The 14861-nt window shown below is 66.2% G+C and carries 15 protein-coding genes and 1 tRNA gene; 8 read left to right on the top strand and 8 right to left on the bottom strand.

Features of this window, described 5'->3' with window-relative positions; all coding sequences use genetic code 11:
• The first annotated feature begins 106 nt into the window (after positions 1 to 106).
• Genes ACZ1J6_RS21325 through ACZ1J6_RS21305 form a run of 5 tightly spaced genes read left to right on the top strand, consistent with a single transcriptional unit; the run spans position 107 to position 4754 of the window.
• The gene (locus ACZ1J6_RS21325) at positions 107 to 1579 is read left to right on the top strand and encodes an aldehyde dehydrogenase family protein (protein ID WP_465128014.1); all 1473 of its coding nucleotides are present in this window, start codon (positions 107 to 109) and stop codon (positions 1577 to 1579) included.
• Between the two features lie 10 nt (positions 1580 to 1589).
• Complete coding sequence (locus ACZ1J6_RS21320) at positions 1590 to 2375, top strand: carboxymuconolactone decarboxylase family protein (protein WP_465128013.1); 786 nt, start codon at positions 1590 to 1592, stop codon at positions 2373 to 2375.
• A complete protein-coding gene (locus ACZ1J6_RS21315) occupies positions 2365 to 3186 on the top strand; it encodes an NAD(P)-dependent oxidoreductase (protein WP_465128012.1) in 822 nt (273 codons plus the stop codon). Before ACZ1J6_RS21320 ends, ACZ1J6_RS21315 begins: the two co-directional genes overlap by 11 nt.
• Positions 3183 to 3953 carry an SDR family NAD(P)-dependent oxidoreductase gene (locus tag ACZ1J6_RS21310; protein ID WP_465128011.1) on the top strand — a complete coding sequence of 257 codons (771 nt, stop codon included), beginning with the start codon at positions 3183 to 3185 and terminating at the stop codon, positions 3951 to 3953. The genes ACZ1J6_RS21315 and ACZ1J6_RS21310 overlap by 4 nt, the downstream gene beginning before the upstream one ends.
• Positions 3954 to 3968: 15 nt before the next feature.
• Complete coding sequence (locus ACZ1J6_RS21305) at positions 3969 to 4754, top strand: SDR family oxidoreductase (RefSeq protein WP_465128010.1); 786 nt, start codon at positions 3969 to 3971, stop codon at positions 4752 to 4754.
• Between the two features lie 9 nt (positions 4755 to 4763).
• On the opposite strand, the gene ACZ1J6_RS21300 is transcribed toward ACZ1J6_RS21305, so the two are convergent.
• The 4 genes from ACZ1J6_RS21300 to ACZ1J6_RS21285 all read right to left on the bottom strand — a co-directional run bounded on the left by ACZ1J6_RS21300 (position 4764) and on the right by ACZ1J6_RS21285 (position 8111).
• A complete protein-coding gene (locus ACZ1J6_RS21300) occupies positions 4764 to 5891 on the bottom strand; it encodes a GGDEF domain-containing protein (protein WP_465128009.1) in 1128 nt (375 codons plus the stop codon).
• A 167-nt stretch (positions 5892 to 6058) separates the two neighbouring features.
• Positions 6059 to 6952: a sensor domain-containing diguanylate cyclase gene (locus ACZ1J6_RS21295; RefSeq protein ID WP_465128289.1), complete on the bottom strand. Its 894-nt coding sequence runs from the start codon at positions 6950 to 6952 to the stop codon at positions 6059 to 6061.
• Positions 6953 to 7088: 136 nt separating this feature from the next.
• Positions 7089 to 7784, bottom strand: a complete 696-nt coding sequence (locus tag ACZ1J6_RS21290; RefSeq protein WP_465128008.1) for an MASE1 domain-containing protein — start codon at positions 7782 to 7784, stop codon at positions 7089 to 7091.
• A gap of 236 nt (positions 7785 to 8020) precedes the next feature.
• Positions 8021 to 8111, bottom strand: a tRNA-Ser gene (locus tag ACZ1J6_RS21285).
• A 78-nt stretch (positions 8112 to 8189) separates the two neighbouring features.
• On the opposite strand from ACZ1J6_RS21285, the gene ACZ1J6_RS21280 reads away from it, so the two are divergent.
• Together ACZ1J6_RS21280 and ACZ1J6_RS21275 are read left to right on the top strand one after the other, a co-directional pair.
• On the top strand, positions 8190 to 9245 hold the full coding sequence (locus ACZ1J6_RS21280) for a peptidylprolyl isomerase (RefSeq protein WP_465128007.1): 1056 nt from the start codon (positions 8190 to 8192) through the stop codon (positions 9243 to 9245).
• Entirely contained in the window at positions 9242 to 9565 is a 324-nt protein-coding gene (locus ACZ1J6_RS21275) for a DUF1905 domain-containing protein (RefSeq protein ID WP_465128006.1), read from the top strand. Before ACZ1J6_RS21280 ends, ACZ1J6_RS21275 begins: the two co-directional genes overlap by 4 nt.
• Positions 9566 to 9580: 15 nt before the next feature.
• Here ACZ1J6_RS21275 and ACZ1J6_RS21270 read toward each other — a convergent pair whose 3' ends face one another.
• Positions 9581 to 11674: a RelA/SpoT family protein gene (locus tag ACZ1J6_RS21270; protein WP_132268535.1), complete on the bottom strand. Its 2094-nt coding sequence runs from the start codon at positions 11672 to 11674 to the stop codon at positions 9581 to 9583.
• Between the two features lie 301 nt (positions 11675 to 11975).
• On the opposite strand from ACZ1J6_RS21270, the gene ACZ1J6_RS21265 reads away from it, so the two are divergent.
• Positions 11976 to 12461, top strand: a complete 486-nt coding sequence (locus ACZ1J6_RS21265) for a hypothetical protein (protein WP_465128005.1) — start codon at positions 11976 to 11978, stop codon at positions 12459 to 12461.
• Here ACZ1J6_RS21265 and ACZ1J6_RS21260 read toward each other — a convergent pair.
• The 3 genes from ACZ1J6_RS21260 to hemF form a co-directional block, all read right to left on the bottom strand.
• Complete coding sequence (locus tag ACZ1J6_RS21260; RefSeq protein WP_132268531.1) at positions 12455 to 12835, bottom strand: hypothetical protein; 381 nt, start codon at positions 12833 to 12835, stop codon at positions 12455 to 12457. The two genes, ACZ1J6_RS21265 and ACZ1J6_RS21260, sit on opposite strands and share 7 nt — an antisense overlap.
• 215 nt (positions 12836 to 13050) lie before the next feature.
• Positions 13051 to 13836, bottom strand: coding sequence for an SDR family NAD(P)-dependent oxidoreductase (locus ACZ1J6_RS21255; protein WP_132268529.1), 786 nt, complete (start codon positions 13834 to 13836; stop codon positions 13051 to 13053).
• Positions 13837 to 13949: 113 nt separating this feature from the next.
• The gene (hemF, locus tag ACZ1J6_RS21250) at positions 13950 to 14843 is read right to left on the bottom strand and encodes an oxygen-dependent coproporphyrinogen oxidase (RefSeq protein ID WP_465128004.1); all 894 of its coding nucleotides are present in this window, start codon (positions 14841 to 14843) and stop codon (positions 13950 to 13952) included.
• Between the last annotated feature and the right edge of the window lie 18 nt (positions 14844 to 14861).

The following is a 14861-nucleotide window of genomic DNA, read 5'->3' as shown; positions in this document are numbered from 1 at the left end:
TCAATTTTGGCAAATTCAAGTCAATTGACCGCGTATATTTGCCTTCATACCTTTCACCTGAAACCGAGCGGCATCAAGCGCCGCCACTGGAGAGGATCGAAAGAGGATGGGCTTCCAACATCCCGACATCTCGGCATTCCCCGAGATTTCGCTGGTCATTGGCGACGAACGCGCACGTTCCGGCAGCGGCGCGGACTGGGGCCATGTCTACCCCGGCACCGGCCGCGTTACGCGTGAGGTCCGTCTGGCCAGTCCGGCCGATGTCGACCGCGCTGTCGCCGCGGCCAAGGCCGCGCAGCCGGCATGGCGCGCCCTGCCCGGCGACAAGCGGCGCGACCTGATGTTCCGCCTGGCCTCGGTGATCGAGAGCAAGGCGGCGGAAATGAGCCCTCTGCTTACGGCCGAGAACGGCTCGATCCTGATCGCCGGCGGGCACATGAGCCTCGATGCTGCGCAGAAGTTCCGCTATTACGGCGGCTGGGCGGACAAGATCGACGGGCGCACCGTCTCCACCTGGGGCGGCCCGGCTCACGATTACGTGATGTACGAGCCTTACGGCACACTAGGCATCATTGTCCCCTGGAACGGCCCGCTGTTCGCCGCCACGATGGTGATGGCCCCCGCCCTTGCCGCCGGCAACTGCGTGGTGCTGAAGGCGCCCGAACTGGCGCCGTGGTCGCTGATGAAACTGATGGAGGCGACCCACGAAGCGGGCTTCCCGGCGGGCGTCGTCAACCTCGTCACCGGCGGGCCGGACGTAGGCGCGGCGATGGTCGATCACCCCGGCATCGACAAGATCGAATTCATCGGCAGCGGGGCGACGGCGAAGAAGATCCTCGCCAGCGCCGCGCAGACGTTGAAGCCTGTCGGCCTCGAACTCGGCGGCAAGTCGGCAGTAATCGTGTTCGGCGATGCCAACCTTCAGGCAGCGGCCAAGCGGGGGCTTTCCGGGGCCGTCAGCGCCAATGGACAAGGCTGCGTCAACGGCACGCGCCTCTTGGTGGAGCGCTCCGTCTACGAACCTTACCTCCAGATGCTGAAGGCCATGGCCGCGCATGTGAAGGTGGGTGATCCCTTCGCCATGGACACCTTCATGGGCCCGGTGATCTCCGAAACCGCGCTCGATCGCATCGACGGCATGGTCCAGCGCGGGGTCGAGCAAGGCGGCGAAGTGCTTTGCGGCGGTGCCCGGATGGAGGGCGATCACGGCGAAGGCTACTTCTACCCGATCACCGTGCTTGCCGGTGTCGCCCCTGCCAGCGAGATCGCCCGCAACGAAGTGTTCGGCCCGGTCCTCGTCGTCACCCCGTTCGACAGCGAGGAAGAGGCGATCGCGCTGGCGAACGACAGCGATTACGGCCTTGGCGCCTATGTCCACACCACCAATCTCACCCGCGCGCACCGCGTCGCCGGGCGGATGATGGCAGGGCAAGTGCAGGTCAACGGATCGGGCGAGGCGATGACGCCCTGCGTGCCCTTCGGCGGCATGAAGCATTCCGGACACGGCCGCCTCGGCGGGATCGAGGGCCTGCGCGAATTCCAGCAGGTCCGCAACGTCTGGGTCAACCTTCAGGACTGAGGAGACGGTCATGGCACTGCTAGACCCCATCGAACGCGGCCAGCGCGGCCTTGAGACCGAGGCCGAAGTCACCGGCCGCACCGCCCACGAACCGGCGACGCTGCTCGAACAATCGTGGCGGGATTTCGTCTTCGCCGAAGTATGGACCCGCCCCGGACTGCCGCGCCGCCCGCGCTTCCTGGTGGCGATCGCCAGCGCGGTGACCTGCGGATTGCAGGACAGCCAAGTCGTCGACTTCGTGCGCGGCGCATTGAACACCGAGGCACTGACCTTGGCCGAACTGCGCGAGGCCGCACTACACCTCGCCGTCTACGCCGGCTGGGGCAATGGCGGCAAGCTGGACCGCGCGGTCACGCGCGTGGCCGAGGAACTCGGACTGCCGCCCGCCGAAGTCCCCGCGATCTGCCCCGACCCCTGGGACCCGGATGTCCGCAGCCAGCGCGGGCATGACGAATTCGCCAAGGTCATGACCTTCGCCCCCGGCCCTCCGGCAACACCCTATCTGGAAGGCATCAACAACTTCGTGTTCGGAGAGATGTGGTGCCGTCGCGGCTTGGACGAGCCTTCGCGCCGCTGGATCACACTGGTCGGCGTTTGCGAATCCGGCGCGGAAATCCCGATCCGCAGCCATATCCATGCCGCCATATCAAGCGGCAACTGCCAGCCTGCCGAGATGCTCGAATTCTGCCTGCAATATGGCACGCACGCCGGCTGGCCCAAGGCCTCGCGCATTCAGAGCGTGGTGCTGGAGATGATCGACAAGGTAGCAAAGGGGCTCCCCTGGCATGCCAAATGACAAGATCAAGACCGGCTTCATCGGCCTCGGCTCGCAAGGCGGCCCGATGGCCGAGCGGATGCTGGCGGCCGGATACGAACTGATCGTCTGGGCACGGCGGCCGGAGGCGACCGATGACCTCGTCGCCAAGGGCGCGCATCGTGCGGCCTCGGTCGCCGAACTTGGCGAGCGTTGCCAACACGTAGGCGTCTGCGTGGTGGACGATGCCGGGGTTGAGCAAATCTGCGCTGAACTTCTCCCGGTCATGAAGCCGGGCAGCGTCCTCGTCATCCACTCCACGATCCTGCCGCAGACTTGCGAGCGACTGGCAGCGGAAGCCGAAGCACGCGGCATCGCCGTGCTCGATGCCCCGGTCAGCGGCGGCGGCGCGGGCGCGGCGGCGGGAACGCTCACCGTCATGTGCGGCGGCAGCGAAGCGGCCTTCGCCAAGGCCCTTCCCGTGATCGAGAGCTTTGCGGGCAAGACCGTGCTGCTCGGCCCGGTCGGATCCGGCCAGCGCGCCAAGATCGTCAACAACGCGCTGATGGCGGCCAACATGGGCCTTGCCCATGCCGCGCTCTCCTTGGGCGAAGAACTGGACATCGACCGGGCGGCGCTGGCCGATCTGGTCAAGCACTCCAGCGGTCGCAGCTTCGGTTTCGAGGTCTACGCCCGCCTGCCCTCACCCAGCGCCTTTGCGCATGGCGGCAAGCTGCTGCGCAAGGACGTGGATCTGCTCGGCACGATCACCACGCCCGACAATGCGCTGGCCCACGCCGCCGATCCCTTCCTCGACGCGGCGCTGGCCGCAATGGAGCAAATCACCCCATGAGTGTGATCTTCAAGACCCTGGACATGACCGGCAAGGCCGCCGTCGTTACCGGCGCCGCATCGGGCCTTGGCCGCATGACCGCGCTGAAACTGGCGGAGGCCGGCTGCGACCTCTGGCTGGTGGACGTGAACGAACCGGGCCTCGCCGAAACCACCGAATTGCTCGTCCCGCATGGCCGCAAGGTCGGCAGCGAAGTGGCGGATTTGTCCGATCCCGCCGCCTGCCACGCCGTGATCGCCCATGCGGTGGAAAAGTTCGGCCGGCTCGACGCGCTCTGCAACGTTGCCGGGCTGATCTACCTCGCCAACACACCGCAGATGCCACAGGCGCAGTACGAACTCACCATCGACGTCAATCTCAACGCCCCGTTCTTCCTGTCGCAAGCGGCGATCCCGCACTTGCTGGAAGCGAACGGCGCGGTGGTCAACGTTGCCTCCTGCGCGTCCTACATCGGGGAGGCCTATGCCGCCGCCTATTGCGCCAGCAAGTGGGGCCTCGTCGGCATGACCAAGGCCATGGCGATGGAATTCCAGAAGAAACCCATCCGCATCAACGCCGTCGCGCCCGGCGGCATGATCACCAATATCGCGACCAACTTCACCCCGCCGGAAGGCTGCGACTTCGAACTGCTCAAACGCTTTTCGGGCCTGCGCGGCCAAGTGGAGGTGGAGGACGTGGCCGACCTTGTCGTGCTGCTCGCCTCGCCCGCCGGTCGCGGCTTTCACGGCGCCTGCCTCTCGCTCGACGCGGGCATCACGGCAGGCTGACAGGAGACGATTGCAATGACATTCTCACTCGACCAGTTCCGCCTTGACGGCAAAGTGGCGGTCGTCACCGGCGCGGGCGGACGCGGCAATTCCATCGGCCGTGCCTATGCGCTTGGCCTTGCCAACGCAGGCGCTTCGATCGTCGTGGCCGACCTTAACGGCGATGGTGCCAAGGCCGTGGCGGACGAAATCATCGCGGCCGGCGGCAAAGCCGTGGGCGTGCAGGTGGACGTTGCCGACGAAGCCTCCACCCTCGCCATGGGCGCCGCTGCCAAGGAAGCCTTCGGCGGCGTCGATATCCTCATCAACAACGCCGCGCTGATGGTCGACGTCAGCTACGACAATTGCGAGACCATCGGGCTCGATGCCTGGAACAAGGCTTTCGCGGTGAACCTCAACGGCGCGCTGCTTTGCGCCCGCGCGGTGATCCCCTCGATGCGCGCGCGTGGTGGTGGACGGATCGTCAACCAGACTTCGGGCGGCGCCTTCCCGGCAACCGGGCTTTACGGCATCACCAAGCTGGCGCTGGTCGGCCTGACCACTTCGCTGGCCAAGCAGTTCGGCAAGGACGGCATCACCTGCAATGCCATCGCGCCGGGCAATGTCACCTCGGACGCGGGCAAGATGCTGGTGCCGGACGATTCGCCGTTCATCCAGTTCCTCAACATGACTTGCGCGCTCAGGGCTCGCGGCGCGCCGGACGAACTGGTCGGCACGGCCTTGCTGCTGTGTTCGGACGCAGGCGCGTGGATTTCCGGCCAGACCATCCATGTCGACGGCGGCTGGGTGCTGCGCCCCTGAACGCGGCGATCAGCAGAGTTCCCTGACCTCGAGGTCGCGGCACGCCTTGGCCCGATAGAGCGAGCGATCCGCGCGGACGATCACGTCGTCGATCCGCCGGTCGTCCGCTTCCACGGCGGCAAGCCCCATGCTCACGCTCCAGCGGTCGGTGAGCGCCCCGCTCATTTCGAGACGGCGGCGCAGGCGCGTCATGAAGCCCTCGGGATCGCGGCACTCCACCGGCAGCAGCACCAGGAACTCGTCGCCGCCCAGTCGCGCGGCCTGGCCCGCGTGTTCACGGGCCAGCGCAGCGGCCTCCCGGCCCAGGCTTATGAGCACCTGATCCCCCGCGCCGTGGCCGTGACGGTCGTTGATGGCCTTGAAATGGTCGACGTCGATGGCGATGACCGCCGCGCCGGGGCGCAGGAAGCGCAGCGCCACTTGCTCCAGCCCCGCCCGGTTCCAGCAACCCGTCAGCGGATCGCGCAGCGCAGCGGCGCGCAGGGCCCGCTGGACCTGCTCGACGGGAATCGCCAGGAGCGCCAGATTGAGCACGCCCAGCAGCACCTGGTCGGAAAGCAGCGCCAGGAGCGCCACGAGGTTCTTGCCCGGAAGCTCGAAGAACATGCCGCAGATCGAGAGCGCATATCCGGGAAGATATCCCAACATCGCCAGACCGGCGAGGCGCCGGCCCACCGAGCGCCGCGCGCCGTGACCGAAAGCCAGTATGAATCCGGCCAGCCCCATGGAAATCGCCAGACCCGCCGCATCGCAGACGCTCTGCCCGCGCTCGGTTCGCGCCATCCAGCCCAGCGCATCGAGCATGCCCGGCAGAACGTGGCCAAGGACCGCGCTGGCCACCGGCACGATCATCCACCAGCGCCAGGGCCGCCCGCCTTCCAGCGCATAGACACCGGCGACCGGAAGCGCCTGGGTCAGTCCCAGCACGGCATAGATCGCCATGCCCGCCGCCAGCGAACCGCGCGGAGCGGCGGTGAAGGCAAAGAGCACGGCAGTGTAGAGAAACGACGAGAGCGCCCAATGGACGAAATGCCGCGCGGATCGATCCCGCAGCCAGAGCACGCCGAACACGAACCCGAAGGCGCTCGACGACAGCATGCTGCACAGGCGGAGGGTATCGACGTCGGGAAAGGTCATCGGACTCGCTTGGATCGAGAGCAGCCCAATGCCATGCAATGGTTAACAATCGTCTCCGCAGAATGCGCCGCAACCCACCGCCGTCTCGCCTCGCTCGATCTGGACAAGGTAAAGGGCTGGCCTTGGGTAAAGGGCCGGATCCTCACGGCGAGGCACCGGGATAGCCGTCAGCCGGTCTGGCGCAGCAGGTTCCGTCCCTCGTCCTTGGCCTGGTAGAGCGCGCGATCGGCGCGGCCCATGAGTTCCTCGCGGTCGATATTGCCCTTGAGCGGCGTGAGGCCGATGCTCACCGTCACCTGCTGAAGGTCGAGCGGCTCCCAATCGATGGCCTCGACGGTGCGGCGCACGCGCTCGGCCACGGCGAAGGCCATTTCCGCGTCGGTGGCCGGCAGGACGATCAGGAATTCCTCGCCGCCGATCCGGCCTACGAGGTCGGATCCCCGGATCGCCAGGGCGCAGACTTGCGCCACGCGGCGGATCACCTGATCGCCCACGGCATGGCCGAAACGGTCGTTGATCTGCTTGAAGCGGTCGATGTCCAGCACGGCGATGGACAATGGCCCGCCAAGGACGGCAGCCTTGGCGATCTCGGTATCGAGGAAGGACAGAACCTTGCGGCGATTGGCGATCTCGGTCAGCGAATCGGTTTCGGCCAGATGGATCGCCTCGTCCGCTCGGGCTTCGGCGCGGGCCCGCGCGCTCGCAAGTTCCATTGCCGCAAGCACGCGGTTGGTCACGTCCTGGAAGATGCCGAAGATCGCGCCGGGCTTGCCATCCTCGCGCAGTTCCACTTCGCTGCAGCTGTAGACGTAGCGGATTTCCCCGTCCGAGCGCACGATTCGCGCTTCGAAATCGAGCGGCTCCAGCGATTCCAAGCTCTGGGCCAGCTTGTCCTGCACCAGCGACCGATCTTCGGGGTGGTAGAAGTTCATCGCCGTGTCCAGCGCCGGATGCGTACTGGCTTCAAGGCCGTGGATGCGAAACACCTCTCCCGACCAGAACAGCCGCTGCTCGGCCAGTTCGAGCCGCCAGTGCCCCACTTTGGCAATGCCCTCCGACATCTCGAGCCAGCGCTTGCCGCGCTCCACTTCCGCGAAGCTGCGGTCGCGCATGGCCATCAGCGCGGCCAGGGGCAGCGCCGAGACCAGCAGGGTGAAGAGGTAGAACTGGAAGAACAGCACTTCCAGTTCCGTGTCCCTATGCGCGCTCAGAAGGCTGATCGACCCGCGACCCTGCCAGATCGCCACGGAACCGATCGCCGCAATGATCAGGATGCTGCAGGTGGCGCCGGTCGCGCCCAGGAAATAGGTCGCGAACAGCACGCCGAGCAGGGGCAGGAACAGCAGCGGATAGCAGCGGATAGCTCGATTGCGTGAAGACCGCCGCCGCCAGGAACGTGACCAGCACGAGCACGACCGCCGTGCTGCCGGCATGGCTGCTCGTCTTCGTCGGTCCGCCGGGGCCGGGGTGAGCGAAGTTCATGATCAGCGGCACCACGATCATGATGCCCAGCGCGGCCGTCGTCAGCCAGGAGACGAACATGTGCCCGAAGCCGTTCCCGATCAGCAGGGCGGCGATCGCCGCGCTGACCGAGGCAGCCAGGATCGCGGCAAAGCAGAAACGCAGGATGGCGGCGATGTGGAAGAAGGAATCGTTGCGCCGTTCGATGTCGCGCATGATCCAGAAGGCGACCAGCGCCTCGATCACGTTGGCGGCCGTCTGTCCCAGCGCGAGCAAGGGCAGTCCGCTCCAGGTGAAGTTGGCGAGGAAGCTGGCAGCAGTCAGCGACAGCAGCACCCATCGCCTCTCGCCGGGCTGCGCCAGCAGGAGCGCGGCCACGGCCACGCCGCTGGCCGGCCAGACGGTGGCGATACCGTCGGCTCCCCTCGTCAACTGAAGAGCTATGGCGGCGAGGACGAAATAGAAGAGGCCCGCCAAGACCGCGACCAGAATCGTCCTACGGAGATTACTGCTACCCACATTCCGGAGATAGCCGTCCGCTCGAACGATTTCGACCGAATAACGCAGAGATGGAGATTTTTCGGTGCGCCGATCCGGGACATGTCCCGGCGATCCGCCTGCTTGACCCGAAGGTCCGTTTCACATTCGCAGGTGGGATCGAGAACAGATGGCGGAGCGGGAGGGATTCGAACCCTCGATACGCTTTTGGCGTATACTCACTTTCCAGGCGAGCGCCTTCGACCACTCGGCCACCGCTCCGCATGCACTGGTAAGGCGGGCGCCCTAGCCTGCGTTGCAGGGTTTCGCAAGCCGTCTCGGCATGCCATCACGCTCTCGATGCGAAAATTCTTTTCAGCCCTCGTGGTTTCCGCCCTTTTGTCCACTCCGGGCATGGCCCAGGACGCCCCCGCAGCGCGGACGCCGAACGATATCGTCGCGGGCGCACCGGCCGGGGACTGGGTGAGGATCGCGCCGTCCGACCTCCTGGTCATGGACCTCGCCCCGGATCCTTCCGGCAAGGCGCGGCGGGTGGTGATCCAGCTAATCCCGGCACCCTTCTCGCAAGGCTGGGTCGGGAATATCCGCAGGCTCGTGGCGGCGCGCTGGTACGACGGGATTGCGGTCGTGCGGGTCCAGGACAACTACGTGGCGCAATGGGGCGATCCCGAAGGGGAGAACCCGGCGAAGGCCAAGCCACTGCCCAAGGGGCTCGCGGTTGTGCGCGAGGATTATGCGGCGAAGGTCAAGACCTCCGTCCTTCACCTCGACAAGGCCGGAAGCCGGGACAGCGCCCGGCTCGACCTTGTTCTGGAGGACGGCGGCAGGAAGACCGCCCGGCCCATGCTCGGCGACCGGGACGCTTATGCCCAGCGCACCTTGTTCGTCGATGGCTGGCCGGCGGCCATGGGAGAGCGCGGGCCTGCAGATAGCGCAAGCCCCGCCGAGAACCCGGACGTCTTTTCGCAGCGAGAGGCCTCGCTCTGGCCGATCCACTGCTACGGCTATGTCGGCGTGGGCCGGAACAACGCGCCCGACACCGGCACCGGCGCCGAGCTTTACGCCGTGATCGGCCACGCGCCGCGACAGCTCGACCGGAACGTGGCCATTGTCGGCCGCGTCATCTCGGGCATCGAGAACCTCTCCGCCCTGCCGCGCGGCACCGGCGAGATCGGCTTCTACAAGACGCCTGCCGAGCGCGCGGCGATCCGCTCGGTTCGCCTGGGCAGCGAGGTGCCCGGCCTGCCCGCTTACGAATATCTCTCCACCGACAGCCGCAGCTTCGCCGCCTATGTGGACAAGCGCGCGAATCGGCAGGACGATTTCTACGTTCATCCCGCCGGCGGGGTAGACGCCTGCAACGTGCCGGTGCCGATCCGCGAGGCAGCACAGTGATCCCGGCCGAGCAACTCGACCACACCGGCCTGCTCTGGCGCTGGACAGGCGGCGCCAACAGCGGCACCTGGCACTTCCTCACCATCGACGGGGCGGCAGGCGAGGCCCTTTCGGGCACGGCGGTGATGCGCAAGCTGGAAGGCACGGCCCGCGGCTTCGGCTCGCTGAAGGTCAGGGCACGGATCGGCGAGACGCATTTCGCCACCTCCGTTTTTCCCAGCAAGTCGGACGGAGGCTGGCTGCTGCCGGTGAAAGCCAGCGTGCGCCGCGCCGAAGGGCTGGCGGAAGGCGACGAGGTGGCGGTCAGCCTGGAATACTGACCTCCCTCGCAGCCGTCAGATGCGGGAGGCTTCCGCGACCGCCTCGCTGGCGCGCAAGGCGCTGACGATGCGGGTAAGGTGGGCCAGGTCGCTGACTTCCAGGTCCACCTCGTACGTGCCGAAAGGCTCGTCGCGGTGGACCATCTGCAGGTTGGTGACGTTGGCGCGGTTGGTCGCCAGGATCTGCGTCACTTCCGCCAGCGTGCCCGGACGGTTGTAAAGCACCAGGCTCAGGCGGCCGACGGCGCCCGTGGTGCGTTCCCCCCAGGAGAGGTCCAGCCAGTCCACATCGGCGCCATTGGCCAGGGTGAGGCAGTCGATCGCATGGACTTCCACCTTGTGATCGGGACGGCGGATGCCGACGATGCGATCTCCGGGAACGGGATGGCAGCATTCGCCCAGCTCGAAACCGACGCCGGGCGTGAGGCCGCGGATGGAGATCGCACGCTCGGTATGAGCCCATTCGCCATCGTCGGGGAGTTCGGCGGTACTGCCCGGCACCAGCGCCTCCATCACTTGTCGGTCGGTCAGGCGGGCGGAGCCGATGGCAAACATCAGGTCTTCCTCATCGCGCATTTCCAGGCGCTGGATGGCGCCGTCGATGGCCTTCTTGCCGATGCGGCCCGGCAGGCGACCGACGATCTCGTCCAGCAGCTTGGCGCCGATCTCCGAGACTTCCTGCCGCTCCTTCGCGCGAACCGCGCGGCGGATCGAGGCGCGCGCCTTGCCGGTGACGACGAAGCCCAGCCACGAGAGCTGCGGCTCGGACGTGGGGCTCTTGATGATCTCCACCACGTCGCCATTGGCGAGCTGGGTGCGCAGCGGCATGTGGCGCCCGTTGATCTTGGCACCCACCGTGGCATTGCCGAGATTGGTGTGGACGGCATAGGCGAAGTCCACCGCCGTCGAACCCTTGGGCAACTGGAACAGCGCGCCCTTGGGCGTGAAGGCGAAGATGCGATCCTGGTAGATCGCCATCTTGGTATTTTCGAGCAGTTCCTCGGCATCGTGGCTGGCATCGACAATCTCGATGAGGTCGCGCAGCCAGCCGACCTGCCCGTCGGGACGGGAACCCCCCTGCTTGTAGGCCCAGTGCGCCGCCAGGCCGAACTCGTTGAGGCGGTGCATGTCGCGCGTGCGGATCTGCACTTCCATCCGCATCGAACGCTCGAAGATCAGCGCCGTGTGCAGCGACTGGTAGCCGTTCGACTTCGGCGTGGAGATGTAGTCCTTGAACCGTCCGGGGATCATCTGCCAGGTCTGGTGCAGCACACCGAGCGCCTTGTAGCATTCGTCCACATTGTCCGTCAGGACGCGGAAGGCCATGATGTCGGTGATCTGCTCGAAGGTCACATGCCGCTCGGCCATCTTGCGCCAGATCGAGTAGGGATGCTTCTCGCGTCCCGAAACCTCGACATTCAGGCCTGCTTCCGCCAGCGCCTGCTTGATGGACAGCGCGATGGCGTCGACCTGCCCGCCTTCCTCGCTGCGGATCTGCGCGAGGCGGCCGGTGATCGTGGCATAGCCCTCCGGCTCCAGCTGCTCGAAAGCGAGCATCTGCATCTCGCGCATATATTCGTACATGCCCACGCGCTCGGCCAGCGGGGCGTAGATATCCATGGTCTCGCGGGCGATGCGGCGGCGCTTGTCCTCCTTCTTGATGTAGTGGAGGGTCCGCATGTTGTGCAGCCGGTCTGCCAGCTTGACGAGGAGGACGCGCAAGTCCTCGCTCATCGCGAGCAGGAACTTGCGCAGGTTCTCGGCCGCGCGCTCGTTCTCGGTCATCACGTCGATCTTGGAGAGCTTGGTGACGCCGTCCACCAGCCGGGCCACGTCCGGGCCGAACAGCTTCTCGATCTCCTCGATCGTCGCCAGCGTGTCTTCCACGGTATCGTGGAGCAACGCGGTGATGATCGTCTGCTGATCGAGCTTCAGCTCGGTCATCAGGCCCGCCACTTCCACCGGATGGCTGAAGTAGGGGTCGCCCGAGGCGCGCTTCTGGGTGCCGTGCTTCTGTACGGTATAGACGTAGGCACGGTTGAGCAGGGCCTCATCGGCCTGGGGCGCGTATTCCTTCACGCGTTCGACAAGTTCGTACTGGCGCAGCATTCCCGGACTTCATGTCAGGATTTTTCGCGGCGCGGCAAGAGGCCGAGTCTTCACATGCAGATTATGCAACGAAACTGTGACATTGGCACCACCTCGTTTTCGAGCGCACGACCGCGAGTATGACGCCGGCGGGCGAGCAATCGATTCCATCGGAATTCCCCGGTGTCTGCGGTTAAGCCGCGGGGAACATGACCTGCGGCACCATCGCGCCGGGACTGCGCCGAACCCTGGAAAGAGATTTTCCGTCGTCTGGAAGCGCCGGAGCCGCCGTCCCTCCGATTCGAAAGCACGAGAGGCAGCCATGGCGAGCGAAATGGAAACGGCGATCTATGCGGCCCTGCTGGGCATGACCGATTCGGAGCTGGTAGAGGCCGCTCTGCTGCCGCCGCGCCCTTTCGCCCCCGATCACCTGCCGCGCGCGCCGCGCCTGCGCACCCTGATCAGTGCCACGCTGCTGCGCGACATGCTGCCCGCGCAGACCATCATCGTCCGCAACGTCTCCGAACGCGGCATGTGCCTTGCCTGCAAGGGCGCCTCCGGGAACGGCGGCTACAAGGCCCTGCCGCTCGGCGACGAGATCGTCTGCATCCGCCTGCCCGAGAATGTCGAGCATCTTGCCCAGGTCCGCTGGGTGGAAGGCCATGCCTTCGGGGTCGAGCTGTTCTGTACGCTGGATGTCGAAGCGCTTGGCGCTGCCAATCGGCGGCGCAATGTCCACTTCCTGCATATGCTGGAGCCGGACGGTGCCGCGACCGCGATGGGCGATGGGGCCGTCCGGGATCAGTAGTACTTGAAGGCGGTGATCACGCCGCCGCGGGTGTCGCACTTGAAGGTCTTCTTCACCGTCTTGGTGGTTCCGTCCTTCTTGCGCAGCACGACATCGACGAGCGCCCGCACCGAGGCGCGGTCGTCGCTCTTCTTGTCGGTGTCTTCCACCTGGCGCATTTCCACGTCCACCGCGCCCAGCTTTGCGCCCCGGGCCTTGGCCTCGGTCATGCAGGCGGCCACGGCCCGGTCGCGCGCATCGGCTTCGGAGGGGACTGCAGGGGCTGCCGGCGCCGCGGGCGGCGTCGGATCCTGGCTCCAGGCGCGCGGCACGATGGCACAGGCCAGCAGGAGGAAGCTGGCGCCGCTGAAGACTTTCCAAGACTGATCCTGCATGAGCCTCTCCCTCTCGCTGCCACAGCGGCAACGAGGGAGGATCATGCGCGCAGGATGGCAGCTACCCTATCGGGGCAAATACCGAGACGGCCTGATGCCTTCCCTTATCGCCGGCCACCGGCCGAGCCCCCTATCGGCCGGGGTGGACCAGGCGCCCGAACGAATCAGGCGCCTGAGCCGGTCAAGCACTCGGGCCGGTCAGGCGCCCAGGCCGATCAGGCAATGGTCGGCAGGATGCCGCCCTCGGCCCGGATCGCCGCACCGTTGGTGACGGCCGCCAGCGGGCTGGCCAGGAAGGCGACCATGGCGGCAACCTCGTCCGCCTCGATCAGGCGGCGAATCAGCGAGAGCGGGCGCAGCTTGGTGAAGAATTCCTCTTCGCGCTCCGCTTCCGAGGCGTCCTTGTTCTCCACCACCGAGCGGATGAACTCGACGATCCCTTCCGACCGCGTGGGCCCCGGCAGCACCGAGTTCACGGTAACCTGCGTGCCGCGCGTGGCGTCCGCCATGCCGCGCGCCACGGCCAGTTGCGCCGTCTTGGTCATGCCGTAGTGGACCATCTCACCCGGCGTCATCAGGCCGCTCTCGCTGGAGATGAAGATCACCCGCCCCCAATCGCGCTCCAGCATGCCCGGGAAATAGTGGCGCGAAAGCCGGATCCCGCTGAGGACGTTGACGTCGAAGATCTCGCGCCATTCCTCGTCGGTGATTTCCACGAAGGGGCGCGCCTCGTAGATGCCCAGGTTGTTGACCAGGATGTCCACCTGGGGGACCGCCTCCGTCAGCGCCCTGGCCCCTTCGGCCGTTGCCGGGTCGGCCAGCACGGCACGCACTTTGCCCAGCTGGCCCACGGTATGGGCAGCGGCATCGAGCTTGGCCTGGTTGCGGCCGGTGACGATGACTTCGGCGCCTTCCGCCGCCAGCTTCGCGGCGATGGCAAGGCCGATGCCGGCGGTCGATCCGGTTACGAGCGCAGTCTTTCCGGCGATCTTGAGATCCATGAAGCTATCCTTCTTGCAAACTTGCGGTGTCGGAGCGCTAGATAAGGGAAAGAATGAAAGCCGATTAGGACCGCTTCAAGCCGGTCAGTTTTGCTTCCGGCGCACAGATGCGGTCAGGACCAGGTGGCTTCGGGCGGCAGGCTCATGAGGATCGCGTCGATATTGCCCCCGGTCTTCAGGCCGAACAGCGTGCCCCTGTCGTATACCAGATTGAATTCGGCATAGCGACCGCGCCATTCCAGCTGCACGGCCTTGTCACCGGCGGTGAAGTCCAGCCCCATGCGCCTGCGCACCAGGCGCGGGAACACCGCGAGGAAAGCCTCTCCCACGGCGCGGGTGAAGGCGAAGTTCGCCTCCCATTCCGCCGCGTCGGCGCATTCGAGGTGGTCGTAGAAGATGCCGCCGACACCGCGATGAACCTTGCGGTGCGGGATGTAGAAATAGTCGTCCGCCCAGGCCTTGTAGCGGTCATAGTAGCCCGCCCCGTGCGCATCGCAGGCCGCCTTTAGCTCGGCGTGGAACTCTTCCGTATCCTGCGCATAGGGGATCGGCGGGTTGAGATCGGCGCCGCCGCCGAACCAGGCCTTGGTCGTCGTGAGGAAGCGCGTGTTCATGTGCACGGCCGGGACGTGAGGATTGGCCATATGCGCGACCAGACTGATGCCCGTGGCCGAAAAGGCGTTCTGCTCGGCCGAGGCGCCGTTGATCGTGCCGGCAAAGTCCTTCGACAGTGCCCCCACGACGGTGGAGACGTTCACGCCGACTTTCTCGAAGACCTTGCCCTTCATCAGCCCGCGCGTGCCACCGCCGGTCTCGGCACCGGCCTCGCTTTCCCCGCGGCCCTCCACTGCAGCGCGCTGCCAGGGGGTATATTCGAAAACCGCCGAAGACCCCGCCTCCCGCTCGATCGCCTCGAACTCGGCGCAAATACGGTCGCGCAGGGTTTCGAACCACGCGCGGGCTCGGCCGGTTTGGTCATTCCAGTCTTGGGCAATCCTGTCGGTCATCGCATTTCCTCTTCCGCC

The organism is Novosphingobium sp. BL-S-21 (assembly GCF_055521655.1).
Note: the sequence above shows the minus strand (reverse complement) of the source record. Positions and strands in the feature narration are given on the sequence as shown.